The organism is Mycobacteroides immunogenum, assembly GCF_001605725.1.
Classification (GTDB): domain Bacteria; phylum Actinomycetota; class Actinomycetes; order Mycobacteriales; family Mycobacteriaceae; genus Mycobacterium; species Mycobacterium immunogenum.
In genome coordinates, this window is sequence record NZ_CP011530.1 from 4,998,645 (window position 1) to 5,024,431 (window position 25,787).

Sequence of the window (25,787 nt, forward strand, 5' to 3'; positions counted from 1 at the left end):
GCGTCCCGGACACCGATGAGCGGGACGGATCACGGAAAACTCTAGTGATTCGGCAGCGCACGTACCGTGAATTCCACTGCGCGGTAACCGAACATTTCTCACCCGGGGCGCCCGCTGGTCAAGGCGTTCAGCTGGATGATTCGTTCCGCGCGGCGTAGCACGGGAGCATCCACCATCGCACCCTCGAACTGAAAGACACCCCGCTCCCGGCTCGCCAGCTCGAGCACCCCACGCGCCCAGCACACCTGTTTCTCGGCCGGCTTGTATGCCGCGCGGATGACGTTCACCTGGGTGGGGTGGATGGCCACCTTGGCGTCAAACCCTACGGCCACGGCGTCATCCGCCTCGGCACGCAGACCGTCGAGGCCCTTGATATCGAGGTATACCGAATCCAGTGCAAGTCGCCCGAATGCCTTGGCCGCTAACAGAGTTTGCGAGCGAACATGCTGCGCCACATCGCGGTAGCTGCCGTCGGGCCACCGGTTATTGGTGCCCCATGTGGCGGCGAACAGGTCTTCCGCTCCCCACATCGCCGCGACGACGTTCTCGGGACGCGCCAGTTCGACGATATTGAGCGCGCCCATCGGGGTCTCCACCAGCACCACTACGTCCAGCGGGGCCAGCTTGGCTACCTGGTCGGCGTGCTCGCTCTTCGCCAGCATCACCGTGGTGTATCCGGTCTTCGCGACGGCCGCCAGGTCGAGCGAGTGATCCGCGGTGGATGCCGGGTTGAGCCGAACCACCGTCCGGCCGGGATCCAGCGGCGTATTGATCAACGCATCGCGCGCCGCCGCCCGATCCGCCGCAGCGACCCCGTCTTCAAGATCTAGTATGACCACATCGGCTGCCGCAGCGGCCTTTTCGAATCGCTCTGGACGATCAGCCGGGCAAAATAGCCAGCCAGGGCCCGCATCGGCGACGGTCATGCCGACTCCTCCGAGGGACGCTTGCGCACCATGGTCTTACGCGACGCGGTGACCACCACATCACCGTGCTGGTTCCTCCCGGTGTGCGCAAAGCTGACGATGCCCTCGCCCGGCCTGCTCTTGGACTCGCGCTTGTCAATCACCTCGGACTCCGCATACAGGGTGTCTCCGTGGAACAGCGGCTTGGGGAAGGCGATCTCGCCGAATCCCAGATTGCCGACGATGGTGCCCTGCGTCAGCTGTGCGACCGACAGCCCCACCAAGGTCGAGAGGGTGAACATCGAATTGACCAGACGCTGATTGAACGGCGGTAGCGCGTCCGAGAACGCGGCGTCGAGATGTAATGCCTGGGTATTCATGGTCAACGTGGTGAACAGCACGTTGTCGGCCTCGGTAATGGTGCGTCCGGGCCGGTGCAGATACAGCACATCGGTCTCGAACTCCTCGAACCATAGGCCACGCTGCTCGACGGTTCGTCTCTCGCCCACAACCACCTCCATGCCCACTCGGGCGTCCACTTAACGGTGCATCGCTACCTTGGATGAAAGCCCAATACAGGGCAAGGATGATGCACAAAACTCCCGCCGGGTGAGCACTCTGCGAGGCAAACGTCCATTCAGTGGACGCGTATCGTAGGGCCGGTGACTGAGGCTCCCGGCGTGGTACACCGCACCGCGGCGCTCTTGCGCGCGGTTTCCGCGGACACCGGAACAGGAGTGAGCACCACAGAACTCGCCCGCCGCACCGATATTCCGCGAGCCACCGCGCATCGCCTGCTGGAGTCGCTCGCCACCGAGGGACTGGTTGAGCGCGACGCACGCTCGGGCCAGTGGTTCCTGGGGCCAGAGATCTACGTATTGGGGGCCGCATCAGCGCCCCGATACAACATCACCGAGAAGGCGGCCGCCGACGTGGCGTCGCTGGCCCGGGAAACCAGCGAGAGCGCGTTCTTCTCTATGCGCCGGGGCGATCACACCGTCGTCCTACTCGGCGAGGATGGCGACTTCCCGATCCGATCGCACGTGCTGTACGAGGGCGCGCGTTTTCCACTCGGGGTGGTCTCGTCGGGCATGGCGGTGCTGGCCTATCTACCTGACGAGGCGATACATGCGTACCTGGAGCGAGCAGACCTTCCGTCGCAGTGGGGCAATGGCTTTCGTACCGATGAAGTCTGGAAGCGCATCGCCCTGACCCGAGAGACCGGTTGGGCCGTCAATCCCGGCCAGGTAGTGGAAGGCTCCTGGGGCATGGCTGCCGCGGTATTCGACACGAACCAAAACCCGATCGGCGCACTGACTTTGACCGGAATCGAAGCCCGGTTCAACGCAGAACGCCGGCCGGTGCTCGGACAACTGCTACTACGGCACGCACACCGACTCAGCCGCACCGTCCGGCGTTAACCGGCGCGGCGCGGGGGCGCGCCTTGGATCGTCCGCCGCCATGAAACACATCGTCTATCAGTGGCGAATTTCGCATGCCATTGATAGACAAAACAAATTGAGTTAGTAGATTAATTCGATTGGAACACCGAGTGTGATATCCGCAATTTCAGACTACACTCGCAATTAGTCATGAAAGGAGGCCGATACTATGCCGAATCCTCAACATAAGGGGCGATTCGTATATGCAGCGTCGATGCTTGCGGTGTTAGGGCTGACCAGTCAAACTTCCCACGGAATCGCCCAGGTCAGCGCCGATATTCGCATCACCTGCCAAGAGGTCAGCGCCGTGGGCGATTGCGTATCCAAAACACCCGATGAAGATAACAATAGAAGTGGCTGTGCGGAGATCAATGCGCTGGGCTCCTGCGAGAATCAGGAACAAGTAGAGGATCCCCCACACACCATGGCGCGGTAGCGCGTACCCGTTCAACGACATTGATGAGACAACGAAGAAAGGTATTACATATGTACCGTATCGGCACTGTTGTTGGTTGCGCCGTTGTTGCCGGTGCAATCTGCTCGGGGATCTTTCTGAACGAGACCACGCCAACCGGCGGCGCATCGACGTACCTGGCGCATGCGGCGGCCGATCCCGGCACTGATCCAGGCCCTGATGCCGATATCAGCGGCCCCGAAGACACCGATTCAGACAACGGTCCTGCGCCGGCCTCACCGCAGGGAGACACAGTTCTAACGTCCGACAACGACGAGGTTTAGAAACAGTCCGGTAGACGGCAACCGGCACAGCAGTTTCCGGCCTACCGATGATCACGTCGTAGCTCCACCCACATGCAGACATGCGTGGCCCCAGTTCAGTCATCTGAGCTGGGGCCACGCATGTTTGGTTGGCATGCCGTACTTCGGTGGCGGATCCGGCCCGTCTGCTACGAGTGTGTCGCCTGCTGAAGTCGCTCGCCACCGAGGGCCTCGTAGAGCACGAGGACACCGCCGAGTTGGCAGATTCGCCGAGTTATTCATTTCAACGATAATCAGCGCATATTAGCCAATCAATTAATTCGATTGAGACATGGGTGTCGTGCCACAGATTTCGGACTACGCTTCTTATTAGAAACATGAGAAGAGGCGAATCGAAATGTCGATCATTCGACGTGTAGCACGTATTGCATTGACCACTCTATCGGTACCGCTGGCCGTGGTAATTGGGCTTTCTGTTCACACTTCCAGCGGAAACACCGAGGTCAGTGCGAATTTACACGCCTCCTGCGAAAAGGTAAACACCGTCGGAAATTGCGTACCGAAAACCTCCGAAGACGGCAATACAAATACGTGTGTGGCTATCAACGCGCTTGGCGCATGCGTCAATCAGGACCAATTAGAGAACCCTCCACACACCATGGCGCGGTAGCGCGTACCCGTGTAACACCACCCACATGCAGACAGGCCGTACTTCGGTCGCGGTCCGGCCTGTCCGCTACAAGTGCATCGCTGACAACTCAAGAGCCCACCACACTTCAAGTAGCACCTCGGTATCACCCAGGCTCGTCCCAGTCAGTTCTTCAAAACGGGCGATCCGATAGCGCACAGTGTTCTGGTGCACGAAGAGCCTTGTCGCCGTGCGCTCCACATGGAGCCCACACGCCAAGTAGGCGCGCAGCGTCGCAATGAGTTCACCGGCAGAGCTCGCCAACGAAAGCGGGTCAAGGTAACGTCGCCGGAGCAACTCGCCTACTTCGAGGTCCAACGCGACGGTGGAGCGCAGGCCCAGCGCCGCGATGTCATAGGCCCCCTGCAGTCCACAAGCCTCGGCTGTCACCAAAGCACGTGCGGCTGATCGATATGATTCCGCAAGATGATCCAGCGGTCTGGGCGGACCATACCCAACGATTCCCTCGATATCCCTCGGGGGCAACTGACTCAGGAAGCCCGCGGCATTGCCATTGACCAGCGCACACAGCCCGCAGCGACCCGAAGTCAACTCGCCCAATCCCAGCGTCCGCTCGAGCTCGCGCTGAGTCAGGTTTGCCCCGAGACGACGGGCGCGCACCGCGACATAGTCGGCAGCCGGATCAAGCCCATAGATCTCGGCTTGAATTCGTAATTCGGCACGAGAGATCGTGCCCAACAACGCACCCCGAACAAAGTCCGCGTGGCCGTCGTCTTCCCTTCGGGCCTCGAGGCGATCGGCTCGCCGGTGAGCATCCGTGATCGTCGTTATGACCAGATCGGACCGCGCCAGAACTGACTGGACGAACTCCAGCACCTGTCCCTCGGCGATACCCCGATCTTTACCTAAGCAGCGGGCATGCGCGACCAATGTTTCAATGCCGAGACGCCACGCGCGAAGCAGGTCACCAACAGGCACACCCTGCCTCGCGCGCGCTTCCCCCACCGCGCCGAGGGTCGCCTGCTCGTCGACAGTCAGTGCCCGCGTATCTCCGTCACATCGCAACACTGGCTCCAGCTCACGAGTGATCTCGAGATCCAGGGTCTCCGATGCCATCTCCCGATACACCGGGATCTCAGCCTGCACTGCGGTGCGGACCCGTTGAGCAAGCGCAACTTGATCGCTGAGCAACAGCGATACAACTTCGTCCGCGGTAGCGCGGCGCGATACCTGCAACGCACCAACGCCGCTCCTCGGGCGAAGCCGGCCAACGGCCTCGTCCGTGCTGTACCAGGTGTTAGTCCCTGGGAAATTCATCTGACTCGTTCGGCAGAAAATCCGCGGCGGCCAGCACTCTCTGAGCGCGCGAATTGGCTTTGACGAGATCCGACTTGGTGAATGCCATTGGCGAGCCACCGGCTTGTTTTGTACACACCACCCTCTTTTGATACACGATTTCCCCATGAAAGGCGCACCTGGAGAAGAGTATTCGTGTTTTCAATCAACACAATCGAAAAAACCTATCGTCGATAAGGGCGTGCCCGCGGTCAGATACGCTGTCCAACGATCGATCCCGCGCATCCGCGCCGCAACGGTCGCGTTCCCAAATTTGGCAATCGGCTGAGCCAATTTCAGGCAGCCAGACGGGTGCTTCTCGACCTGATGAATGTGCAAGACTTATCCGCTATCTCGGCCTGTTTGCACAGCAGACCGGAAGGGCATGATGCGTAAGGAGGGGCCAGTGCTGTTCCGGCAGCTGGAATACTTCATCTCAGTCGCCGAAGAACGGCACTTCGGTCGCGCAGCACAGAAGTGTCACGTCTCTCAACCGACGCTCTCTGCCTCGATCGCCAAGCTGGAACGTGAACTGGATGTCAAGCTCATCGAGCGCGGCCATAGCTTTGTTGGCCTCACGCCAGAGGGAGAGCGGTTGCTCACGTGGGCCAAGCAGATGCTTCGCGAACACGCGGCGCTGAAAGCAGAATTTTCCGCGATGCGATCCGGGATAGCGGGAACTCTTCGTCTGGGCACGATTCCGACGGCGTCGACCACATCATCGCTGGTACTGTCCGCGTTCTGCTCGCAGCACCCGATGGCGAAGGTACGAGTACGGTCCCAGCTGGCAACGTCCGAGTTGTACCAGTCTCTCAACGATTTCGAGCTCGATGCCGCGATCCTGCCCGTAATGCAGGACAAGACACAGGGTTTGGACTTCACCCCGCTGTATGAGGAGCGCTACGCGATAATTTCTCCGGCTGCGCTGTTGCCGACAACCAGTGCAACCGCCTCGACCTTGCGGTGGGCCGACGCCGCGCGGCTCCCCTTAGCGCTACTCACGAACGACATGCGAGTCCGCCAGATTATCGACGCCGCATTCGCCGGCGTCGGAATCACCGTGAGCCCGAAGGTCGAAACAGACTCCGTGAGCACGTTGTTGGCCCAGGCAGCCAGCGGCGATAGAGCCTGCATCGTGCCACACAACTGGCTATGGACCACCCTCATCAACGCGGAACTTCGCGCCCTGGAGTTGGTCGATCCCGTTGTGAAAACACCGATTGCGGTCGCCACCAAATCAAGCGGACACGTGCCGGCGATCGCCCAGGCTTTCGCCGAAAGCGCGAAACACCTTGCCCTTGACGATTTCTTCGCGAAACGGCTTGGAAACGTCTTCAATCCGTGACGGGGGGCTTCCGTGGCCGCGTCTGCCCATACGTTTATCTATCGTTTTTTCCGATCATGTCGATAAATACAAACGATTGAATTGCTATCGCCATCCACTTTCTGGATCGTTATCATGATCGGGAAGCAGAATTAACTGCCGAAATCACGCCAGGTATACCGAACCATTGCTGTCCCAACGATGTATCAGCAAGGCGTTGAGATACTACTTCCACTGCTTGCCACATGCGGCGCTAAAGGAGTTTCACCATCATGGCAGATTTGACTGAACGCGCGACAATTACTGCATTGGCCTGGATCGCAATGGGCTTGGCTCCTATCTTGCCGGCACCTTTTGTGAGCGCGGCGCCCTGTGCGGATCCTGCGATGTGCCAGGCACCCGAGCCTGGTACAGCCTCCGTGGAAGATGACGCCGAGCTCAAATCACAACCGGATCCGGCGATGATGCCGCAAGAACAGGAGCCGGAAGCACCGTGGCAGGTCATCGGCATTCCTGGCAGATGACGTCGAGCGCGCATCGTCAACCTTCTGCAGATCTCATGGAGACGGGATGTTAAGTGCTCGCAACATAATTGCCGCGACCGCCGGCCTGGTGACCGCAGTGTCGATATCAGGCTGCACGGCTCCGATCGAAGGCCGGCCCAAAATGTCTCCGGTCGTGACGAACTCGTCAGGCAGGCCTTTTCTCGTCATAGATCCCTGCGAGTCCATACCAGCAGACGTGTTTGCGAAGCAAGACATCAATCCCATGGTTGCGGGAAATGCTGCGCATTCGGCCGCTGCTGGGGACGAGATAAGGATCTGCTTCCACCGGTCTGTCGATCGACGACACGTCATCGGGATCGTTGTTTCCAATGAAAAGTTCGGGCACCCCGAAATCAGCATCAGTGACGCAAATGGCCTCACGGTGCGCGGCAGACGAGCGATCGCGTTCACCATCCTTGACAGCGGCGCGACTGACGTGGAGTCATGCGAAATTGATGTCGCGGCGACCACCGGCCGGTTCGGCGTTCAGATGGTTGCCCGCGTAAGCCCGCATGGGGAGAGCTTCAGACCGCACGGTGACTGCTTGTCTGCGGCCAACTACTACGCCGACATCTTTGCGCCGTACTTTCCGCTCTAGCCGAGGGCACAACGTCGCACCGTTGTATTGCTCACCAAACACAGTCCACTCAATCTCGGAAGCTGCTCCATAGACACCGAAACCTATTGCATAGAAGGCTGATTCAGTAGAGCGGGCCACCTGCCTTTGCTTCACAAGCCAGGCGGCGCTTGCTCTGCTCATTGTGGACGCTGGAGGAATTCCCCTATGGCCAAATGTGTGATGGTGCTGTATCCGGATCCACTCGATGGGTATCCGCCGAAATATGCTCGCGAGAGTATTCCGGTGATCGAATGCTACCCAGACGGCAGCTCTCTCCCGAGCCCGAGCGTGATCGACTTCAGACCTGGCGAGCTACTGGGGTGCGTCTCCGGGGCACTTGGACTTCGAAAGTTCTTTGCGGACGGCGGGCATGAGTTGGTAGTGACAGCCGACAAAGAAGGGCCTCACTCGGAGTTCGAACATCATCTATCCGATGCGGATATCGTTATTTCACAACCATTTTGGCCCGCGTATCTCACCAAAGATCGTTTTGCCAGGGCACCCAAGCTCAAGCTGGCTTTGACTGCCGGTATCGGATCGGACCATGTTGATCTGGACGAAGCTCGAGCGCGCGGTGTCACCGTGGCCGAGGAAACATACAGCAACAGCATCAGCGTCGCCGAACACACGGTCATGCAGATTCTGGCGTTGGTAAGGAACTTTGTACCTGCCCACCGGTGGGCCGCAACGGGCGGGTGGAACATCGCCGATTGCGTTGCGCGCGCATATGACATCGAAGGCATGGACGTCGGGGTGATCGCCGCTGGGCGTATCGGTCGCGCGGTGCTGGAACGGTTGAGGCCATTCGGTGTCCGCCTGCACTATTTCGATGTTCATCGCCTGCCCGCGGAGGTAGAAAGCGACCTGGGTGTGACCTACCACCCCGACGTGGAGTCATTGGCAGCCTCAGTGGACGTGGCTTCCATCCATTCGCCCCTGATCGCCCAGACCCACCACATGTTCAACGACAAGCTGCTCAAGTCGATGCGTAGGGGCTCATACATCGTCAATACCGCCCGCGCTCAGGAAACCGACCAGAAAGCCATTGTCGCGGCGCTCGAGAGCGGCCATCTTGCGGGCTACGCCGGAGATGTGTGGTACCCACAGCCCCCGTCACCGGATCATCCGTGGCGGACGATGCCCAACAACGCTATGACTCCGCATGTTTCGGGCACCTCTCTCTCGGCGCAGGCGCGGTACGCCGCAGGAACCAGGGAGATCCTCGAAGACTGGTTTGCCGGTAGACCCATCCGCTCGGAGTACTTGATCGTGGAGGGCGGGAGGTTCGCCGGGACCGGTGCGGTGTCCTACCAGCAATAGCTGCACAAGCCCTATCCGCAAATGTACGTCAGCCCAATTGCCCAGAAGCACTTAAATACTGAGGAGATATCGATATGACAAGCAACAACTTCACCACCACTGGAGCCGGTCGGCCGATTCCCAGCGATGAGTTGTCCTTGACATTGGGACCCGACGGACCGGTGTTGATGCAGGACTTCTACCTCATCGAGGCGCTCGCCGACTTCAACCGGGAACGGGTTGCCGAACGTCAGCCGCATGCCAAGGGTGCCGGCGCCTTTGGCCGCTTCGAAGTGACCAATGATGTCAGCGCCTACACCCGAGCGGCAGTGTTTCAGCCCGGCACTACCACCGAGGCATTCGTCCGGGTAGCCGGCAATGCCAGCGAGCGCGGCAGCGCCGATACGCTGCGCGACACCCGCGGATTTTCGGTCAAGTTCTATACCTCCGAAGGCAACTACGACATCGTCGGCAACAACGTTCCCATGTTCTTCATCAGAGATGCGATCAAATTTCCCAACCTGATCCGCGCTTCCAAGCGTCGCGCCGACAACGACTGCCATGATCACAACATGGTCTGGGATTTTTGGACGTTGTCCCCCGAATCCGCCCACCTGGTGACATTGGTAATGGGAGATCGAGGAATTCCCAAGACATTTCGCCACATGAATGGCTATGGCTTACACACATTCAGCTGGGTCAATGATGCCGGAGAGATAGTTTGGGTCAAGTACCACTTCAAGTCCGACCAAGGCGTGGAAAGCCTGACGCAGGAGGAAGCCGATCGCCTGGCCGGCACCGACCCCGACTGCAACATGCGAGACCTTCACGAAGCCATCGCGCGGGGCGAACACCCGAGCTGGTCGCTAAAGGTCCAGATCATGCCGTTCGAAGACGCAAAGACCTACCGTATCAACCCATTTGATGTAACCAAGGTGTGGCCGCATGCCGACTACCCGCTGATCGACGTCGGCACGCTGACGTTGGACCGCAACATCACCGATCACCACACCGAGGTGGAGCAAGCAACGTTCACGCCGGCCAGCCTGGTGCCGGGAATCGGCCTGAGCCCGGACAGGCTCCTGCTAGGGCGCAGCTTTGCCTATGCCGACGCTCATCGGCACCGTGTTGGAGTCAACCACAATCAAATCCCGGTCAATGCCCCAAAGGTCGAGGTTCGCAGTTACACCAAGGACGGCGCTATGCGTTTCTACAACCGCACCGATCCGGTGTACGTACCCAACTCCGTCGGCGGACCACAGGCGGATCCCGCTCGGGCCGCCGAAGTTCGTTGGGCCGCCGATGGCCACATGGTGCGCGCTGCGCAGACACTGCGCCCCGACGATGACGACTGGGGCCAGGCTCGAGACCTACTCCTGAACGTGATGAATGATGAAGAGCGGGAACGCCTGGTGCACAACGTGGTTTTACACGTGAGCGATGGCGTGAAAGAGCCGGTCCTTTCCCGAGTTTTCGAGTACTGGAGAAACATCGATACTGCCACCGGCGACAAGATCGAGCGCGGCGTCCGCGCCGCGACAAATACGTAGGAACATCCCCAACCCAGGCAGTAGATCGACGCTGAGCTGGATGCGCCTAGCATTCGGCTCAGCGTCGAAATGGGCTGCTATCAGACCTATCCGAATTCCGTTGTACGGGACGCCAAGACGGTTCCAACTATCTCAGAGCGTGCTCCATAGACATCGAATTTTGTTGGCACAAAACTAATTTGAGGGTCGGGATGCCGCACGCGTGAGGCCGGTGGTGTTGAACGACCCGGGCCCTGCTACACGCAACCTTTAGAGGAGGAACTCATGGCCTACGATCGATCTCACTTTGACTTCATTGTTGTTGGCGGTGGAACGGCAGGCAATGTCGTCGCCAGTCGACTCGCCGAAAACCCCAATGTCAGAGTCCTCATTGTCGAAGCCGGCGTCGGAAATCCCTGGGATGTTGAGTTGGTCAGCACCCCGGGGCTGGCGATGGACATCCGCCACACCGAGAATGACTGGGACTACAGCGCCACGTTCGTGGACCGCGGCGTCTGGCGGCGCACCGACAAGAACTGCACTCGCGGTAGGGCTCTCGGTGGTAGCTCCGCCGGTAACTACTTCAGCTGGATCCCCGGTTGCAAACCGACCTACGATCGGTGGGCCGAGTATGGCGGCCAGGAATGGACCTGGGAGCCTCTCCTTCCTTACCTACGCAAAAGCGCCACATATCACGACGACGACGGAACGTTCCCTTCCGACCTGCACAAGATCGGCGTTGACGGTCCTCTCCCCATTTCTCACAACCTGATTCCCGAACTGAAGGCTTTCCGCGACGTGGTCACGCAGGCCTGGACGTCCCGGGGCTTGCCGCTTACCGACAACATCTTCGACGGCGAGATGAACGGCCTTACCCACGCGGTCAACAGCATCTACAAAGGTGTGCGCTCGGGCAGTTACCTCTTCGTAAAGGGCAAGCCGAACATCACGATCCTCTCGGAGGTGCGCTCCAAACGCCTCATCATCGACTACGCCACCCGTACGGCCAAGGGCGTGACAATCATCGACGGACTCGGCAACGAGCATGACTTTTACGCCACCCGGGAAGTCATTCTCTCCCAGGGCGTTTTCGAAAGCCCCAAGCTGTTGATGCTCAGCGGCATTGGCCCGGCCAAAGAGCTGGCCAAACATGGAATCCCGGTGATCGTCGATTCTCGGCACGTCGGCCAGCACCTGCTCGACCACCCCGGCGTCCCGTTCGTGCTCCGCATCAAGGAGGGATACGCCCTGGACAGCACTCTGCTCCGCGATGGACCCAAGAAGGACGCAGCCATCGCCGCCTATCAGAAGGATCATTCGGGACCGCTCGGTTCGGGCTTCCTCGAGATGATTGGCTTCCCCCGCATCGACTCCTACCTGGAGAAGGACCCGATTTATCGGGAGGCCAAGGCCGCCAATGGTGGGGTCGACCCCTTCTCGCCCGAGGGACAGCCGCACTTCGAACTCGATTTCGTCCCCGCATTCGGAAGTGCGTTCCAGTGGCAGTACCCGACCCCACCGGAGGGCGACCACGTCACCGTGATGGTCGATATCGTCCGCCCGACCTACGAGGGCGGGAACGTGACGCTCAACAGCGTTGATCCGCTTGAACAACCCAACATCAAGCTGAACTACCTGTCCAACGAGCTCGACATCATTGGTCTGCGCGAAGGCGTCAGGTTCGCCTACGACATCTTGACCAAGGGCGACGGCTTCAAAGACATCGTCATCGACCAGTACCCCTGGGAAATGCCTCTTGAATCCGACGAGCTGATGCAAGCGTCTATTCAGGACCGTGTCCAGACCTCGTACCACCCGTGCGGCACCAACCGGTTGTCCAAGAACATCGACCAGGGCGTCGTGGATCCCAAGCTGAAAGTCCATGGGGTGAACAAGCTTCGCGTCATCGATGCGTCCGTCTTCCCGATCATTCCTGACTGCCGTATCCAAAACACCGTCTACATGGTCGGAGAGAAGGGCGCCGACCTGATCAAGGCTGATCACGCAGATCTCTACAAGTAGTGACCAGCCCAGCAGCGCATTCATAGCCGTCTAGGTGCACGGCGCTTGAGGTACTCCGGAGCTGGGCCACGCTATCTCACGCAGATGACGTGTGGCCCAGCTCCGCCGTATGCCGGGGCCGCGACACAAATCCAACGTCAAGAGAGAGTCCGATAACCATGGCCATCGCTGCGCCGCAATCCATTGTCGCCCCACTTACTCCCGCCGCGATCTTCCTGGTGGCCACAGTCCGTCATGGCGGCGAAGCCGCAGTGCACAAGGCACTTTCGGAATTCTCCGGTCTGACGCGTTCCGTCGGATTTCGCGACCCAAGTAAACATCTTTCCGTGATCACCGCGATCGGTTCGGACGCGTGGGACCGACTGTTCTCGGGCCCACGCCCCGCCGAACTACACCCGTTCATCGCACTGGAAGGCCCCCGCCACACCGCGCCATCGACTCCGGGAGACCTTTTGTTCCATATCCGTGCGGAGTCGCTGGACGTATGTTTCGAGTTGGCGGATCGCATCGTCCAGTCAATGAGCGGCGCCGTGACCATTGTTGATGAGGTGCATGGCTTCCGGTTCTTCGACAACCGGGACCTGATTGGATTTGTTGACGGAACCGAGAACCCCAGCGGAGCAGTGGCATTAAGCGCTACCTCCATTGGCGACGAAGATCCCGACTTCGCCGGTTCGTGCTATGTCCATGTTCAAAAGTACGTTCACGACATGAGTTCCTGGAACTCCCTGCCAGTGGCAGAACAAGAATGTGCGATCGGGCGCAGCAAGCTGGACAACATCGAGATGGACGACGACGCAAAACCCCCCAACGCCCACATCGCGCTGAACGCGATCACCGACGACAACGGCAACGAACTCAAAATCATTCGACACAACATGCCCTTCGGAGCCGTCGGTACGAGTGAATACGGCACCTACTTCATCGGGTACTCACGCACTCCCGCCATCACCGAGCGGATGCTTCGGAACATGTTTCTGGGTGACCCACCAGGTAACACAGACCGCATCCTTGACTTTTCAAGGCCCGTCACGGGATCTATGTTCTTTTGCCCTACAGCAGAATTCATCGACAACCCACCGCCGCTACCGGCAGCGGTATCTACCCCAACGGCCCAGGCCGCGCGGTAGGACGAGAATCAACGATCGCTACACCAGCGCCTGAGCCGCTGCCACTACAGCATCCGAAACGCTGCGGGCCACTGTGCTGTCCAGCTTCCAGGACTGCCAGAACAACGGTACGTCGAGGTACATATCGGCTGCACGGACGAACTCACCCGTGGCCAAAGCGTGCTCAGCGAGCAGGTCCGGATACATACCCCAGCCCAGCCCAGAACTCACCGCAGTCGCGAATCCCTCGGTCGAAGGTACGTAGTGAATTCTTCTGGCGACGGTACGGCGAAAGGCCTTGTGCACGAGTTGGTCCTGGAGCCCATCGTCACGACTCCAGGCGAGTGACGGCGCTGCCGCCACGGCAGCTGCGGTGAACCCACCTGCCAGGTAGCGCGCAAAATATGCGGGGGACGCCACCGGTATGTAGCGCATTGCGCCGAGGCGGCGCACTCGGCACCCCGGCACCGCCACTCGCTCGGTCGTCACCGCTCCCATCACCACACCCTCACGCAGCAACCGCGACGAAAGATCCTGGTCCTCAATGCGAATGTCGAACAAGACATCGAGCCCAGCACTGAGCACCGTGGGAAACCACGTCGCCATGGAATCTGCGTTCACGGCAATTGCCACTCGCCTTTCTGTCGAGATTTCGACCCCCGCTTCGGATAATGCCTCGGACTCCAGCATCGCCGTCTGCGCCGCCAAACGCACCAGTGGAATACCAGCAGCTGTTGCTTTACAAGGCTTTTCACGAACAACCAAGATCTGACCTACGTGTTGCTCAAGCGCCTTGATTCGCTGACTCACCGCAGACGGCGTCAACTTGAGCTCGCTGGCAGCAGTATCGAAACTGCCGAACTCGATGACGGCGGCCAGGGCCGCCAGTTGGCCGCTATCCAGTCGTGTTCTCAAGGCAGCGAGTCGCTGCGAGTCCAGACTCACATTAGAAATTCTAATGCAGACTAAGGATCATTAGCTGTACTGAACCCTTGTGTCACCCTAACGTCGTCGTGGTGACCGTCCTCTTCCTCGGCTTTCTCACCGGAATGTCCCTGATTGCCGCCATCGGCGCCCAAAATGCGTTCGTACTGCGCCAAGGCATCCGCAGTGAGCACGTGCTGCCGGTGATCGCCGTGTGCATCACCGGCGACTTCCTGCTCATCGCGGCGGGAATCGGCGGACTCGGTGGGCTGATCGCCGCCACGCCGAGCCTGCTCACGGTGACCAAGCTGGGCGGTGCGGCCTTTCTGATCGGCTACGGGTTGATGGCCGCCCGCCGCGCTCTGCGTCCCGGCACGCTGATACCGGCGGAATCCAATCCGGCACGGCTCGGCGCAGTGTTGTTGACCGCGTTGGCCATTACCTTTCTGAACCCGCACGTCTACCTCGACACCGTGGTGCTGTTGGGCTCGCTGGCCAACGCCCATCGCGACGCCCGCTGGCTATTCGGGGCGGGCGCCCTGGCCGCCAGCGTCACCTGGTTTGTCTGTCTCGGCTACGGCGCGCGATACCTGGCCGGGGTGTTTCAGCGCCCGGGAACCTGGCGGGTGCTCGATGCCGGAATAGCGGTGATCATGCTCGCGCTCGGCGTCTCGTTACTGGTCAGCTAGCCCAAGTTCACCCTTGCCGAACCATTTGGTCCGGTGTTAGCGTCCTTTCCGAACCAACTGACTTGGGAGGAATCATGGACGCCGAGAAAGCACGCACTCGATTCGCAGAACTTCGCGGTCAGCGGGATGTCAGCCCGGCCGACCTCGACGAAGTCTGGGCAGCCCTGGACACCGTCCACAGTGAGGACATGCTGGGCAACTGGAGAGGCGACGAGTTCCACACCGGACACAAGATGAACGGCCAACTGGCCGCCGCGCGCTGGTACGGCAAGATCTTCACGTCGGTCAACGATGTCGAGCCCATCGTCTGCTACGACGATGACGGAAAGCTGTTCTCCAACAACGAACTGAGCCTCGGCGGCGCAACCCTGTGGCAGATCGAATTCCGCGGCGAGGTCACCGCGACCATGGTGTACAACGGGCAGCCCATCTTCGACCATTTCAAGTGGGTGGACGCCGACACCCTGATGGGCATCATGAACGGCAAGCGCCAACGCGAAAGCGACAGCTACCTGTACTTCCTACTCGAGCGAGATCGGTGAAAATCACTGCGGCGCTGAGCCCTTCACCCAAAGATCCCTTCACCCTGCAGGAACTCGAGCTCGATGCCCCCAGACCAGACGAGGTGCTGGTCAAGATCCACGCCACCGGGCTGTGCCATACCGATCTGACCTTCAAGTCGCAGATCCCGATTCCTGCCGTGCTCGGTCACGAGGGTGCCGGGATCGTCGAGGCGGTCGGTAGCGCGGTGAACGGCATCACGCCCGGCGATCATGTGGTGCTCAGTTATCGCAGCTGCGGCAGCTGCCGGTCGTGTGCCGCGGGCCAGCGGGCCTACTGTTCACGCTCGCTGCGGCTCAATTCCGCGGGCGTACGCGCCGACGGCTCACCGACGTTATCCGCCAATGGGACTCCCGTCTACGGGTCCTTCTTCGGGCAATCCAGCTTCGCCCAGTACGCGCTGACCAGCGCGGACAACACCGTCGTCGTCGACTCCTCCGTTGACCTCACCGTGGCCGCACCGCTGGGCTGTGGGTTCCAGACGGGCGCCGGCGCGGTGCTCAATGTCCTCTTACCGGAGCCTGATTCGCGACTGGTCGTCTTCGGTGCGGGCGGAGTCGGCCTGGCTGCCGTCATGGCCGCTCGCGCGCTGGGCGTCCAGACCATCATCGCCGTGGACCCGGTCGCCTCACGTCGCGAGAAGGCCACCGAACTGGGGGCAACGCAGACGGTTGACCCGAAGACCGAGGACGTGAGCGCGGCGGCGCGCGGGGCCACCCATGCCCTGGACACCACCGCGAACGCCGGGGTCATCGCATCCGCACTCGGGCTGCTGCGCCCGCGCGGAATCCTGGTTCTGGTGGGACTGGGCGCATCGCCCGGCCCCATCGACCTGAACGATGTAATGCTGGGCGGCAAGGTGATCCGGGGGTGCATCGAGGGAGACGCGAACCCGCAGGAGTTCATCCCGGAACTGCTGCGAATGCACGCGCAGGGCCGCTTTCCCATCGAATCGCTGATCAGAACCTATCCGGCCGCCGAGATCGAGCAGGCAGTCACCGACGCGCGATCGGGCGTCGCGATCAAACCGGTGCTGCTCTGGTGAGCGCGATGAGGGCCGCGGGCCAGGCCACACACGACAGAATCATGGCCGCCGCCAAGGCCGAGTTCACCCAGTACGGCTTTGCCGGCGCACGTTTGAACCGCATCGCCACCAACGCCAACGCGAGCAAGGAACGGCTGTACAGCTACTTCGCCAGCAAGGAACAACTGTTTGAAGCCGTTGTGACGCAATGGATCAACGACGCGCCGTACAAGGTGCCACTGCGCGCCGAGGACGTACCGGGCTATGTCGCGGGCCTGTTCGACAACATCGTCGCCGATCCGCAGGGAGCACGGTTACAGCGCTGGATCGAGTTGGAGGCGCCCGACGGGATGTTCGACAACCATCTGCTGCGCCGCATCTTCCAGGCCAAACTCGACGAGGTACGCCGGGGGCAACAGTGTGGACTCATCGACCCGGCATGGGACCCCATGAGTCTGCTCATGATGCTGATCGATATCGCCTACTCGATGGCCGCGAGCGGATTCGGCATCGACCGGATTGTCGATGCGCCCCTCGGCGACCACACTCTCGCCGATCGCAGGGCTGCCGCCGCCGAGGCCGCACGGCGGCTGGTGGGCTGCTCGTAGTGCCGCCGCCGCCCATCACACACGCCCCTGGTTTGCGTGCGCCAGCTACTCTCGATGTGTGCCACCTGGGATGATCACTCGCCGCGGACTTCTTGCCGCGGGCGCCGGCCTCGCCGCGAGCACTGCGCTGGCCGCCTGCTCAAGGGAGTCTGCTCCCACATCGGAGCGCGACGGTACCGCCATCATCAAGCACGCATTCGGTACCACTGAGGTCAAGGCTGCGCCGAAGCGCGTCGTCAGCGCCGGATACACCGGGCAGGACTACCTACTGGCGCTGGGCATCGTCCCGGTGGCAGTCACCGAATGGTACGGCGGCTTCCCGTTCGCGACCTGGCCCTGGGCCACCGACCGTCTCGGTGGCGGCACACCCGAGGTGCTCACTCTCACCGACGGGCTGATGATCGACAAAATCACATCCCTGAAACCCGACCTCATCGTGGCCGCCGACGCCGGACTGGACCAGGACACCTACTCCAAGCTGGCCGGGATCGCACCGACCATCGCGCAATCGGGCAGGTACGCGTTCTTCGAGCCCTGGAAGGACCAGGCCAAGGCCATCGGCCAGGCAGTGTTCAAACCCACGGAAATGGCCGCAGTCGTACAAGCCGTCGACAATAAGTTCAGCGCGGCCGCCTCCGCGCACACCGGATTCAAGGACAAGAAGGTCATCTATCTACAGGGTGAGCTGCTCGACGGGCAGGCCATCGCCTACCGCTCCGGACCGCGCACCGGGTTCCTCTCCGGCCTCGGGCTCCTCACCCCCACCGAATTGGAGACCTACGCCAAGGGCGACCAACTCGCGCAGCTGCCGTCCGACCAACTCGCCACCGTGCTCGCCCAGGCCGATGTGCTGCTGTGGGGCACCGAATCCGACGAGCAGACCGCCGCACTCAAGGCCGACCCCGCGCTCACCAAATTGGGGCCCTCGCTACTGGACCGCAGCATCTTTACCAGCAAAGAGCTGGCCGGGGCGATCAACTTCAGCTCGCCCCTGAGCCTGACCTATGTGGTGGACAACCTGGTTCCCCAGCTTGCCCGGATATTGGGGTGAATCCCTACCCCCCTGCCCGGCCGCGGGAGCCGTATTGGGGCGACATTGTGATTCGGGTGGTCGGTGGGCTCGCCGGCGCACTCGGACTCGGCGTCTTCGGGCTCGCGTCGTTCGCGGTGTTGTCGTCGCGGTTCTCGTCGAATCCGTTGGCCGATCCGCACAGCTACGGCCTGATCTTCGGGATGGTGCTCTCCGTCCCCTTTGGGCTGCTGGCAGCGGGCACCCTACCCCTGGTGTTTCCGCGGGGACATCGACTCCGCGCCCTGACCATCGGTTTCCTTGTGTACTTCGTCGCGGTGGCACTGCTGGTCTACTGTGCCGCCACCATGCCCACCCGGCTGCCGCCCTGTGCCACAAATCCACCCGCGCCCCAATGCAAGCACGCACCTTAGACTTCGCGGAATGGCGACAAGCGAGATCGAAGAAAGTCCTCAGGATGCGGTGGTCTTCGCCCAGGTGGGCCGTAGCTACTATCCGCTGCTGTCCGCCGTCTTCGTGGGAGTCGTCCTTATCTCGAACGTGGCTGCCACCAAGGCAATTGGTTTCGGACCCGTCGTCGGCAGTTGGTCGCTGATCACCGACGGCGCGTTTGTGCTGTTCCCCCTTAGCTATGTGATCGGGGACGTGTTGAGCGAGGTCTACGGATATCGCGCCACCAATCGAGTGATCCTGCTCGGGTTTGTCATGGAGGCGCTGGCCTGTCTGGTGCTGTGGACGGCCAAGATACTGCCGCCGGCCGAGTTTTATCCCAACCAGGAGGCATTCGCCACCATCGTCGAGAGCATCACCACCCTCATGGTGGCGGGGCTCGCCGGATACCTTGTTGGACAAACACTTAACGCACTGGTTGTAGTGCGGATGAAGAAACGGTCCAAGGAGCGCCATCTGTGGGCGCGTCTCGTGGGTTCGACCGTCGTGGGCGAGTTCGCAGATTCGCTGGTGTTCTGCTCAATCGCCGCCACCGCACTCGGCATCACCACCTTCGGGCAGCTGGCCACATATACGGCCCTGGGCTGGGTCTTCAAATCGGTGGTGGAGATCGTGATGCTTCCCGTTACCTATCGAGTGATCGCCTATATCAAGAAGAACGAACCCACTTATACACAGGCGGGATAATTGCACCCGTAGGCGCGGCCACGGGAGTACCGTCGAAATATGAGTACCGCAACGGATTTGAAGGTGCGGGATCACGGGGATCGGGCGCTGTTGCTCGAATGTACGTCCGTGCAGGAGGTGCTGGCATGGACGTCGGCCCTGAATGCCGACCCTATCGAGGGTGTCACCGATATTGTCCCCGCCTCCCGCACCGTCCTGCTCAAGCTCCGCAGCCCAGCCGACCAGGCCATGGTGCGGCACCGCCTGACCCATCGCACGGCGCCCGAGAGCATCGTGGACGGCACCGCCTCACCACCGGTGACCATTTCGGTCCGGTACGACGGGCTCGATCTCGAAGAGGTTGCCGAGCACACCGGGCTGGGCGTTGATGGCGTCATCGCGGCGCATACCGGAACTGTCTGGACTGTCGGATTCTGTGGATTCTCACCGGGATTCGCGTATCTCGTCGGAGGAGATCCGCGCCTCGCCATCCCCCGTCGTGCCGATCCGCGCACCAAGGTGCCCGCCGGTTCGGTGGCACTCGCCGGCGAGTTCAGCGGCATCTACCCCCGCGAATCACCCGGCGGCTGGCAATTGATCGGTACCACCGACGCCGTCATCTGGGATCTGGATCGCAACCCGCCGGCTCTGCTCATCCCCGGCACTCGGGTCCAATTCCGGGAGGTAACGGCATGAGGCCCACTCTGGAAGTGATGCGCACCGGCCCCTTGGCCCTGGTGCAAGACCTCGGGCGGGTTGGCAAGGCGGCCATGGGCGTCGGGCGCTCGGGAGCCGCGGACCGCAGTTCTCATTCCTTGGCCAACCGCCTGGTGGCCAACCCCGACAACCTGGCCACCATCGAGGTGACACTGGGTGGCATGTCGTTTCGGGTGACCGGCGGCGATGTGGTGGTGGCCGTCACGGGCGCCGATACCGACCCATCCGTCAATGGAATTCCCTTCGGCACCAACAGCATCGCTCAGGTTCAGGACGGGGATGTGGTATCTCTGGGCGCGCCGCGCAGCGGCCTGCGCAGCTATGTGGCGGTACGTGGCGGAGTAAGCGTGGCGCCGGTGATGGGTTCACGCAGCTTCGACATCATGTCCGGCATCGGACCCAAGCCGTTGCAAGCCGGGGACAGACTGCCGATCGGACCGCGTTCCCCGTCCTTCCCCGAGATCGAGCAGGCGCCCGTGGCCACCATCTCCGACAACATCGTCGAACTCAAGGTGGTCCCCGGCCCCCGGGATGACTGGTTCGCCGATCCCGATGCCCTCATTCACGGCGACTGGATCGTCTCCGACCGCAGCGATCGGGTCGGCACTCGATTGATCGGAAGGCCATTGGAGCTGCGGGACCCGGCGCGACAGCTGCCCAGCGAGGGGGTGGTGCGCGGCGCTATTCAGGTGCCCGCGGGCGGCCAGCCCGTTATTCTGGGTCCTGACCATCCGGTGACCGGAGGCTACCCGGTGATCGGGGTGATCACGGATCATGACGTCGATCTGGTTGCTCAGGTGCGGCCGGGACAAACCGTTCGATTCTCTTGGTCGAGACCGCGCATAAATTAGGAGATGTCGGCTGTGTCCACTATGCCAACCGTCCCCGTTATCCGGACCCACACCGCGCGACTGATTCACACTGCCGATCTGGATAGCGAAACGCGCTGCGCGGCGCGCGAATTACTCGTCGAGGCATTCGAGGGGGACTTTACCGAGGAGGACTGGGAACACTGCCTGGGTGGGATGCACGCGCTCATCTGGTATCACGGCGTACTCATCGCTCATGCCGCGGTGGTTCAGCGGCGGCTGCTGCACCAGGGTCGTGCATTACGCACCGGATATGTGGAAGGTGTTGCGGTAGATAGCGACTGGCGCGGCAACGGACTGGGCGCCGCGATCATGGACGCGGCCGAGCAAGTGCTGCGTGGCGCCTATGAGCTGGGCGCGTTGAGCGCCGGTGACGACGTCGCGCCGTTCTATCGGTCCCGCGGATGGGTGCCCTGGCTGGGTGCCACCCCTGTGCTGACATCCGACGGCATCGTGCCCGCCACGGACGAGGGCGTGCACGTGCTGCCGATGAGTTCCGGGGTAGATCTCTCCGGCTCGCTGACCTGTGACTGGCGCGGTGGCGATGGCTGGTGATGGCCGCGGCGGCGCAGGAAGATCCAGATCACCGCGATCACGAACGCCAGCCGTGCGGCACTGCCCACCGTCGCCAGTAGCCCATTGACCACCTGCGCGATGTCCACCGGGTAGCGCAGGATGATCCCCGCCATCGCGGCAGCCTGCACCAGTTCCAGCGAGCCGACGATCACGCACAGCCGCACGTGCATCCGGTGGTAGGCGCGCAGGTCCGCATCGCTCCAGTGATGACGAGCCACCCAGCCCGGGCGAATCACATCGACGATCAGTTCGGTGAGCGGCCGTTTGGTCAGGCAGCTGCCGACATAGAACAAACCGAACAGCACCACCGGCACCACATGAGTGAGCTGAGCCAGCTGCGCTGAGCTGGTCAGCAACGCGACCACAAGCGTCGCGGCGTGCATCAGCATGATGAATCCCGCAACAATGTCGAAACGCTTGTCCCGCAACCCGGTGTACACCACACGCAATGCCGACACCACTGCCGCGGCCATCAGCGCATGCAGCTCCGACGCACCCAGCAGCCGCATGCCGTAATACGTTCCCAAGCCGAGTGCCGCGCTGACCAACGCATGGCCAAGTGTGAATTTCCCTGCACCCTTACCCAACCCACTCACCACAGTGACGGTACCCAGGCAATCTGAGAGAGCCTGAGAAAAATCGGCCTACTGGCCGGAGAGCGCACGTTCCTTGCGGCGCAGATACATCCGGATCGCGACGACCACACCCACGATGAGGCCGCCGGTGGTGAACATGGAGACCACGGGGTTGACGGCCTGCACCACGTCGACGGAGAAGCTGTAGATGATCACCACCATCAGACCCGAGAACAACAGGCTGAAGATGCCGCACCAGAAGCTGACGTGCACGTGCAGCCGGTGGTACGAGCCGTGGTCGGCATCGGTCCAGCCCTGCTCCCCCGCCAGCTTCTCGACGCCGCCGGCCCACAGTTTGGCGACCAGCAATTCGGTCAGCGGTTTGCCGATGAGCGCGCTGACCAGAAAGTACGTGCCCAGCAGCATGCCGGGTACCTCGTTGGTGACCTGCGACAGCCGCGGATCACGGGTGAGCCACGCGATGATCAGGCTGACCCCGAAGATGGGCACCACCAAGAGCGAAACCGGGTCGAGGGCACGCTTCCACGCCATTTTGACCACGCCCTGAGTGGCCGATACCGCGGTCGCGGCCATGAGCGCGTGCAGCTCGGAAAACCCGATAAGGCGCAGCCCGAAGTAGGCGCACAACGCGGGTCCCACATTGAGCAGCCCCTCGATCAACAGCTGGCGGGGCGAGATCCCGTCCTCGGTATCGGGCCGCTCGGTGGTCAGGGACACCGCGCGACTGTATCCGTTCGTCAGGCCGCAGGCGAGTCGTACGTCACCCGCTGCAGGTAGCGCCGGATAAACACAATCATGCCGATGATCAGGCCAATCGTGGTCACCAGGGAGAAGACTTGATTGACGGCCTGGGCGATATCGACGGAGAAGCTATAGATGATGACAATCGAGATGGCCGACAACACCAGGCTGATCGCACCGCACCAGAACGTCACCTGTACGTGCATCCGGTGATAGGACGTGAAGTCGTCCTCGGTCCAATGATGTTCGGCCGCGATCTCATCGATCCTCCCGGGCCGCGCCTTGGCGATCATCAACTCGGTGAGCGGCCTACCGATCAGTGCGCTGCCGATCAGGAACAGCGAGAGCAGAATCCCGGGAACGGTGTTGGACACCTGAGCCATGCGCGCGTCGGAAGTGACAAGCGCGATGACCAGACTGAGCCCGAAGTTGAACATCAAGAAGCCCGACAGCACGTCGAACTTGCGGTTCTTGACCACCTTCGCCAGCACCTGAAGGCCGGAAACCACAGTGGCAGCGATCAATGCGTGGATCTCGGGTTGCCCAAACGCACGCAATAGGTAGTACGTGCCCAGCGATGGTCCGGCACTGATGAGCGCGTGCCGGAGCACGACGCGCGCTGACGCCTTCTGATTCTCTGCGGTCTGCTCGGGCACGCGGCGAGGTTACCCGGCGAAACTGGGAATCACGGGCTGGCGCGCAGTGCCGACGGCGCATCACCCACTATGCCGGTAGTCCCCGAAATGATTCGATGATCAGGCCGCGCAACCACTTATGCGCCCCGTCATCGTCGTTACGGGGATGCCAGGCCACGCCGACCGTGACGGCGGGTAACTCGAGCGGGATGTCGAATGTCCGGATGCCCAAGCCCGCGGTGTCCACCGAACCGGCGACAGTCAGCGCGATCAAATCGGACGAGCGCGCCAGCAGCATGGCGCTGGTATGGCTGGGCACCACCACCGGGACTCGGCGGCGCAGACCCAGCCGGGCAAGCGCCTCATCGATCGGCCCACGCAGCTTGCCGCGCCGCGAAACACTGATGTGCCCGTATGCGGCGAATGTCCTGGCGAGGATTGGTCCGTCGAACAGCGGATGGTCTGCCGCGGCCACACCCACCATCGGCAACGTGGCGACCGGGGTGTGGCGTGTTTCGGGATCGAGGTGATCCAGCGAACCGATTTCGAGGTCGATATCTCCCCGTCGCAGCGCCCCGGTGTCGTCCCGCGCCTCCGGCGCGAAGACGATGTTGACACCCGGAGCCTCACGCCGCAGTCGCTGCAGAAGCGGCACCGCAAGCGCCGTCAGGAAAAGCTCGGCAGCCTGCACGGTAAAGGTCTGCTGCAGTTCTCCAGGAGCGAATTCCTCTCCAGGACGCAGGATTTGGTCGGCCTGACGCAAGAGCCCGCTGAGTTCATCACGGATCTGGACAGCGCGCGGAGTGGGCACCAGCCCTTGACCGGCGCGCACCAGTAGCGCGTCACCGGTGATACGCCGCAGTCTGCCCAAAGAGCGGCTCACGGCGGGCGGCGAGGTAGCCAATCGCTCGGCCGCCGCAGTAACACTGCTCTCTTGCAACAGCGCGTCCAGAACGCGCAGCAGATTCAAGTCCATCGCAGCCGCACTCTTAACTTCGAAGGTAAGTATTGCTTATCAATACTTGCATTCCTTCGCAATCATGCAGCGTGCAGGCTGAAGGCACAAGTCCTACAGACCCAGGAGGAACCATGACTTCATCATCCGCACGGGAGGGTCGCGAGGGCGATGCGCTCGCCGTCGTCAGCCAGACCGGCCCCACTGTCGCATTTTTCGACGCCGCCACCGACGAGATGCTCGGCGTGATCGATGTGCTGGCCGAGCCCCATGAGCTGTGCTTCGATCCCACACAGCGGCTGCTGTGGTGCACGAACACCTATCACACCGGCTACTACCACGCGAACGCCGGCAGACGCACCCAGCTGACGGTCATTGATCCCGATACCCGGCGCGTCGTCGACGTGGTCGACCTCGCCCCCGAACACGCCCCCCACGGCCTGGCCCTCGATTCCGAGCGGGGCCTGCTGTACGTCAGTGTCGAGGGATCCGAAGAACGCGATGGCGGTGTCGTCGTGATCGATACCGCGACGCGAAAGTCGCTGGGACGCATCGATACCGGAGCGCCCGGACCACACTGGTTCGTCATCGATCCGTCCGGCAAGAGGGGCTACGCCACCAACAAGGAGGCGCCGTTCGTCTCGTTCGTGGATCTGGACTCCGGCACCTTCACCACCGTCGAGGTGCCCGGCAGCGAAGGGCTTGCCGTCTCCGCCGACGGGTCCGAACTGTATGTCGCCGCCCCCTACGGCTCATTCAAGGCCGGTGAGACCGACCCCTCGTTGCAGACCGGCATTCGGGTCATCGACACCCAGGCCGCCAAGGTGGTTGAGGTGCTGAATACCGAGAACGTGGTGTTCCCCGTGTGTTTGACCAGTACCGGCATCCTGCTCGCCGGCGAACTGCGGATGGCACCGGATCCGTCGTCCACCCTCGGCCGGCACGAGCCCGGCGTGCTGCGGGCGTTCTCCACCGCCACCCGCGAACTCGTCGCCGCCGTTGAACTCAAGGGCAAGTTCCCGCTCACCATCACCGCATCACCCGATGGACGGCTGGGTTACGTCTCAGGAATCACCTCGTCAGAAGTTGACATCGTCGACCTCGACACCTGGACCGTGCTCAACACACTCAACATCGCCAAGCGGGGCGAAGCGGGAGCCCACGGGCTGGCCTACATTCCACGGGCCACGTAGGGCCTGTTCGCCCTGGGCGTACCCGAAACGGAACTTAAGCGCATCCCACTCAAGTTTG

The 25,787-nt window shown here is 61.7% G+C and carries 28 protein-coding genes and 1 pseudogene; 21 read left to right on the top strand and 8 right to left on the bottom strand.

The window, feature by feature from the left end:
- Nucleotides 1-98 precede the first annotated feature (98 nt).
- Nucleotides 99-926, bottom strand: coding sequence for an HpcH/HpaI aldolase/citrate lyase family protein (locus ABG82_RS24715; protein ID WP_043076353.1), 828 nt, complete (start codon nucleotides 924-926; stop codon nucleotides 99-101).
- Nucleotides 923-1,414, bottom strand: a complete 492-nt coding sequence (locus ABG82_RS24720) for a MaoC family dehydratase (RefSeq protein WP_043076410.1) — start codon at nucleotides 1,412-1,414, stop codon at nucleotides 923-925. The genes ABG82_RS24715 and ABG82_RS24720 overlap by 4 nt, the downstream gene beginning before the upstream one ends.
- 153 nt (nucleotides 1,415-1,567) lie before the next feature.
- On the opposite strand from ABG82_RS24720, the gene ABG82_RS24725 reads away from it, so the two are divergent.
- The 3 genes from ABG82_RS24725 to ABG82_RS28375 all read left to right on the top strand — a co-directional run bounded on the left by ABG82_RS24725 (nucleotide 1,568) and on the right by ABG82_RS28375 (nucleotide 3,085).
- Nucleotides 1,568-2,326, top strand: coding sequence for an IclR family transcriptional regulator (locus ABG82_RS24725; protein WP_043076352.1), 759 nt, complete (start codon nucleotides 1,568-1,570; stop codon nucleotides 2,324-2,326).
- A gap of 190 nt (nucleotides 2,327-2,516) precedes the next feature.
- Entirely contained in the window at nucleotides 2,517-2,783 is a 267-nt protein-coding gene (locus ABG82_RS28370) for a hypothetical protein (RefSeq protein ID WP_155772778.1), read from the top strand.
- A gap of 50 nt (nucleotides 2,784-2,833) precedes the next feature.
- Nucleotides 2,834-3,085, top strand: a complete 252-nt coding sequence (locus ABG82_RS28375) for a hypothetical protein (protein ID WP_043076350.1) — start codon at nucleotides 2,834-2,836, stop codon at nucleotides 3,083-3,085.
- A 715-nt stretch (nucleotides 3,086-3,800) separates the two neighbouring features.
- Here ABG82_RS28375 and ABG82_RS24740 read toward each other — a convergent pair.
- Complete coding sequence (locus tag ABG82_RS24740) at nucleotides 3,801-5,030, bottom strand: PucR family transcriptional regulator (RefSeq protein ID WP_234707974.1); 1,230 nt, start codon at nucleotides 5,028-5,030, stop codon at nucleotides 3,801-3,803.
- 424 nt (nucleotides 5,031-5,454) lie between these two features.
- Here ABG82_RS24740 and ABG82_RS24750 point away from each other — a divergent pair, with 424 nt between their 5' ends.
- The 7 genes from ABG82_RS24750 (at nucleotide 5,455) to ABG82_RS24785 (ending at nucleotide 13,516) form a co-directional block, all read left to right on the top strand.
- Nucleotides 5,455-6,393 (top strand): LysR family transcriptional regulator, encoded by a 939-nt coding sequence (locus ABG82_RS24750; RefSeq protein WP_043076408.1) that lies wholly within the window; start codon nucleotides 5,455-5,457, stop codon nucleotides 6,391-6,393.
- A 302-nt stretch (nucleotides 6,394-6,695) separates the two neighbouring features.
- Nucleotides 6,696-6,896 (top strand): hypothetical protein, encoded by a 201-nt coding sequence (locus ABG82_RS24755; protein ID WP_234707979.1) that lies wholly within the window; start codon nucleotides 6,696-6,698, stop codon nucleotides 6,894-6,896.
- A gap of 154 nt (nucleotides 6,897-7,050) precedes the next feature.
- Complete coding sequence (locus tag ABG82_RS24765; protein ID WP_234714670.1) at nucleotides 7,051-7,515, top strand: hypothetical protein; 465 nt, start codon at nucleotides 7,051-7,053, stop codon at nucleotides 7,513-7,515.
- 186 nt (nucleotides 7,516-7,701) lie between these two features.
- The gene (locus ABG82_RS24770) at nucleotides 7,702-8,856 is read left to right on the top strand and encodes an NAD-dependent formate dehydrogenase (RefSeq protein WP_043076348.1); all 1,155 of its coding nucleotides are present in this window, start codon (nucleotides 7,702-7,704) and stop codon (nucleotides 8,854-8,856) included.
- A 74-nt stretch (nucleotides 8,857-8,930) separates the two neighbouring features.
- On the top strand, nucleotides 8,931-10,385 hold the full coding sequence (locus ABG82_RS24775) for a catalase (protein ID WP_043076347.1): 1,455 nt from the start codon (nucleotides 8,931-8,933) through the stop codon (nucleotides 10,383-10,385).
- Between the two features lie 264 nt (nucleotides 10,386-10,649).
- Entirely contained in the window at nucleotides 10,650-12,386 is a 1,737-nt protein-coding gene (locus tag ABG82_RS24780) for a GMC family oxidoreductase (protein ID WP_043076346.1), read from the top strand.
- A gap of 158 nt (nucleotides 12,387-12,544) precedes the next feature.
- Nucleotides 12,545-13,516: a Dyp-type peroxidase gene (locus tag ABG82_RS24785; RefSeq protein ID WP_043076345.1), complete on the top strand. Its 972-nt coding sequence runs from the start codon at nucleotides 12,545-12,547 to the stop codon at nucleotides 13,514-13,516.
- Nucleotides 13,517-13,534: 18 nt separating this feature from the next.
- Here the strand turns inward: ABG82_RS24785 and ABG82_RS24790 are convergent, their stop codons facing one another.
- Nucleotides 13,535-14,434, bottom strand: a complete 900-nt coding sequence (locus tag ABG82_RS24790; protein ID WP_276049475.1) for a LysR family transcriptional regulator ArgP — start codon at nucleotides 14,432-14,434, stop codon at nucleotides 13,535-13,537.
- Between the two features lie 77 nt (nucleotides 14,435-14,511).
- Here ABG82_RS24790 and ABG82_RS24795 point away from each other — a divergent pair, with 77 nt between their 5' ends.
- From ABG82_RS24795 to ABG82_RS27985, 10 genes are all read left to right on the top strand, one after another.
- The gene (locus ABG82_RS24795) at nucleotides 14,512-15,108 is read left to right on the top strand and encodes a LysE/ArgO family amino acid transporter (RefSeq protein WP_078343985.1); all 597 of its coding nucleotides are present in this window, start codon (nucleotides 14,512-14,514) and stop codon (nucleotides 15,106-15,108) included.
- A gap of 74 nt (nucleotides 15,109-15,182) precedes the next feature.
- Entirely contained in the window at nucleotides 15,183-15,650 is a 468-nt protein-coding gene (locus ABG82_RS24800; protein WP_043076343.1) for a DUF4334 domain-containing protein, read from the top strand.
- Nucleotides 15,647-16,714 carry an NAD(P)-dependent alcohol dehydrogenase gene (locus tag ABG82_RS24805; protein ID WP_043076342.1) on the top strand — a complete coding sequence of 356 codons (1,068 nt, stop codon included), beginning with the start codon at nucleotides 15,647-15,649 and terminating at the stop codon, nucleotides 16,712-16,714. The genes ABG82_RS24800 and ABG82_RS24805 overlap by 4 nt, the downstream gene beginning before the upstream one ends.
- Nucleotides 16,715-16,755: 41 nt before the next feature.
- On the top strand, nucleotides 16,756-17,301 hold the full coding sequence (locus ABG82_RS24810) for a TetR family transcriptional regulator (protein WP_174544382.1): 546 nt from the start codon (nucleotides 16,756-16,758) through the stop codon (nucleotides 17,299-17,301).
- 70 nt (nucleotides 17,302-17,371) lie between these two features.
- The gene (locus tag ABG82_RS24815; protein ID WP_043076341.1) at nucleotides 17,372-18,352 is read left to right on the top strand and encodes an ABC transporter substrate-binding protein; all 981 of its coding nucleotides are present in this window, start codon (nucleotides 17,372-17,374) and stop codon (nucleotides 18,350-18,352) included.
- Nucleotides 18,353-18,408: 56 nt separating this feature from the next.
- Nucleotides 18,409-18,744, top strand: a complete 336-nt coding sequence (locus ABG82_RS24820; RefSeq protein WP_043076404.1) for a hypothetical protein — start codon at nucleotides 18,409-18,411, stop codon at nucleotides 18,742-18,744.
- 10 nt (nucleotides 18,745-18,754) lie between these two features.
- Complete coding sequence (locus ABG82_RS24825; RefSeq protein ID WP_043076340.1) at nucleotides 18,755-19,468, top strand: queuosine precursor transporter; 714 nt, start codon at nucleotides 18,755-18,757, stop codon at nucleotides 19,466-19,468.
- Between the two features lie 39 nt (nucleotides 19,469-19,507).
- On the top strand, nucleotides 19,508-20,143 hold the full coding sequence (locus ABG82_RS24830; RefSeq protein WP_043076339.1) for a 5-oxoprolinase subunit B family protein: 636 nt from the start codon (nucleotides 19,508-19,510) through the stop codon (nucleotides 20,141-20,143).
- The gene (locus tag ABG82_RS24835; protein WP_043076338.1) at nucleotides 20,140-21,015 is read left to right on the top strand and encodes a 5-oxoprolinase subunit C family protein; all 876 of its coding nucleotides are present in this window, start codon (nucleotides 20,140-20,142) and stop codon (nucleotides 21,013-21,015) included. The genes ABG82_RS24830 and ABG82_RS24835 overlap by 4 nt, the downstream gene beginning before the upstream one ends.
- Before the next feature lie 21 nt (nucleotides 21,016-21,036).
- On the top strand, nucleotides 21,037-21,588 hold the full coding sequence (locus ABG82_RS27985) for a GNAT family N-acetyltransferase (protein WP_065212799.1): 552 nt from the start codon (nucleotides 21,037-21,039) through the stop codon (nucleotides 21,586-21,588).
- Nucleotides 21,589-21,644: 56 nt separating this feature from the next.
- On the opposite strand, the pseudogene ABG82_RS29280 reads toward ABG82_RS27985, so the two are convergent.
- From ABG82_RS29280 to ABG82_RS24860, 4 genes and pseudogenes are all read right to left on the bottom strand, one after another.
- Nucleotides 21,645-22,208: pseudogene (locus tag ABG82_RS29280) on the bottom strand (VC0807 family protein); the annotation flags it as partial.
- Nucleotides 22,209-22,253: 45 nt separating this feature from the next.
- Nucleotides 22,254-22,922: a VC0807 family protein gene (locus ABG82_RS24850; protein ID WP_043076337.1), complete on the bottom strand. Its 669-nt coding sequence runs from the start codon at nucleotides 22,920-22,922 to the stop codon at nucleotides 22,254-22,256.
- 20 nt (nucleotides 22,923-22,942) lie between these two features.
- On the bottom strand, nucleotides 22,943-23,602 hold the full coding sequence (locus ABG82_RS24855; protein ID WP_043076336.1) for a VC0807 family protein: 660 nt from the start codon (nucleotides 23,600-23,602) through the stop codon (nucleotides 22,943-22,945).
- Between the two features lie 67 nt (nucleotides 23,603-23,669).
- Complete coding sequence (locus ABG82_RS24860; RefSeq protein WP_043076335.1) at nucleotides 23,670-24,557, bottom strand: LysR family transcriptional regulator; 888 nt, start codon at nucleotides 24,555-24,557, stop codon at nucleotides 23,670-23,672.
- Between the two features lie 113 nt (nucleotides 24,558-24,670).
- Here ABG82_RS24860 and ABG82_RS24865 point away from each other — a divergent pair, with 113 nt between their 5' ends.
- Nucleotides 24,671-25,729: a YncE family protein gene (locus ABG82_RS24865; RefSeq protein ID WP_043076334.1), complete on the top strand. Its 1,059-nt coding sequence runs from the start codon at nucleotides 24,671-24,673 to the stop codon at nucleotides 25,727-25,729.
- Nucleotides 25,730-25,787 lie beyond the last annotated feature (58 nt).

What these genes read in the sequence shown, in the direction of transcription:
- ABG82_RS28370 (WP_155772778.1), top strand. Translation starts at nt 2,517, where the DNA reads ATGCCGAATCCTCAACATAAGGGGCGATTCGTATATGCAGCGTCGATG.
- ABG82_RS24715 (WP_043076353.1), bottom strand. Translation starts at nt 926, where the DNA reads ATGACCGTCGCCGATGCGGGCCCTGGCTGGCTATTTTGCCCGGCTGAT.
- ABG82_RS24860 (WP_043076335.1), bottom strand. Translation starts at nt 24,557, where the DNA reads ATGGACTTGAATCTGCTGCGCGTTCTGGACGCGCTGTTGCAAGAGAGC.
- ABG82_RS24800 (WP_043076343.1), top strand. Translation starts at nt 15,183, where the DNA reads ATGGACGCCGAGAAAGCACGCACTCGATTCGCAGAACTTCGCGGTCAG.
- ABG82_RS24775 (WP_043076347.1), top strand. Translation starts at nt 8,931, where the DNA reads ATGACAAGCAACAACTTCACCACCACTGGAGCCGGTCGGCCGATTCCC.
- ABG82_RS24810 (WP_174544382.1), top strand. Translation starts at nt 16,756, where the DNA reads ATGGCCGCCGCCAAGGCCGAGTTCACCCAGTACGGCTTTGCCGGCGCA.
- ABG82_RS27985 (WP_065212799.1), top strand. Translation starts at nt 21,037, where the DNA reads ATGCCAACCGTCCCCGTTATCCGGACCCACACCGCGCGACTGATTCAC.
- ABG82_RS24755 (WP_234707979.1), top strand. Translation starts at nt 6,696, where the DNA reads ATGGGCTTGGCTCCTATCTTGCCGGCACCTTTTGTGAGCGCGGCGCCC.
- ABG82_RS28375 (WP_043076350.1), top strand. Translation starts at nt 2,834, where the DNA reads ATGTACCGTATCGGCACTGTTGTTGGTTGCGCCGTTGTTGCCGGTGCA.
- ABG82_RS24740 (WP_234707974.1), bottom strand. Translation starts at nt 5,030, where the DNA reads ATGAATTTCCCAGGGACTAACACCTGGTACAGCACGGACGAGGCCGTT.
- ABG82_RS24785 (WP_043076345.1), top strand. Translation starts at nt 12,545, where the DNA reads ATGGCCATCGCTGCGCCGCAATCCATTGTCGCCCCACTTACTCCCGCC.
- ABG82_RS24835 (WP_043076338.1), top strand. Translation starts at nt 20,140, where the DNA reads ATGAGGCCCACTCTGGAAGTGATGCGCACCGGCCCCTTGGCCCTGGTG.
- ABG82_RS24825 (WP_043076340.1), top strand. Translation starts at nt 18,755, where the DNA reads ATGGCGACAAGCGAGATCGAAGAAAGTCCTCAGGATGCGGTGGTCTTC.
- ABG82_RS24815 (WP_043076341.1), top strand. Translation starts at nt 17,372, where the DNA reads ATGATCACTCGCCGCGGACTTCTTGCCGCGGGCGCCGGCCTCGCCGCG.
- ABG82_RS24830 (WP_043076339.1), top strand. Translation starts at nt 19,508, where the DNA reads ATGAGTACCGCAACGGATTTGAAGGTGCGGGATCACGGGGATCGGGCG.
- ABG82_RS24770 (WP_043076348.1), top strand. Translation starts at nt 7,702, where the DNA reads ATGGCCAAATGTGTGATGGTGCTGTATCCGGATCCACTCGATGGGTAT.
- ABG82_RS24865 (WP_043076334.1), top strand. Translation starts at nt 24,671, where the DNA reads ATGACTTCATCATCCGCACGGGAGGGTCGCGAGGGCGATGCGCTCGCC.
- ABG82_RS24780 (WP_043076346.1), top strand. Translation starts at nt 10,650, where the DNA reads ATGGCCTACGATCGATCTCACTTTGACTTCATTGTTGTTGGCGGTGGA.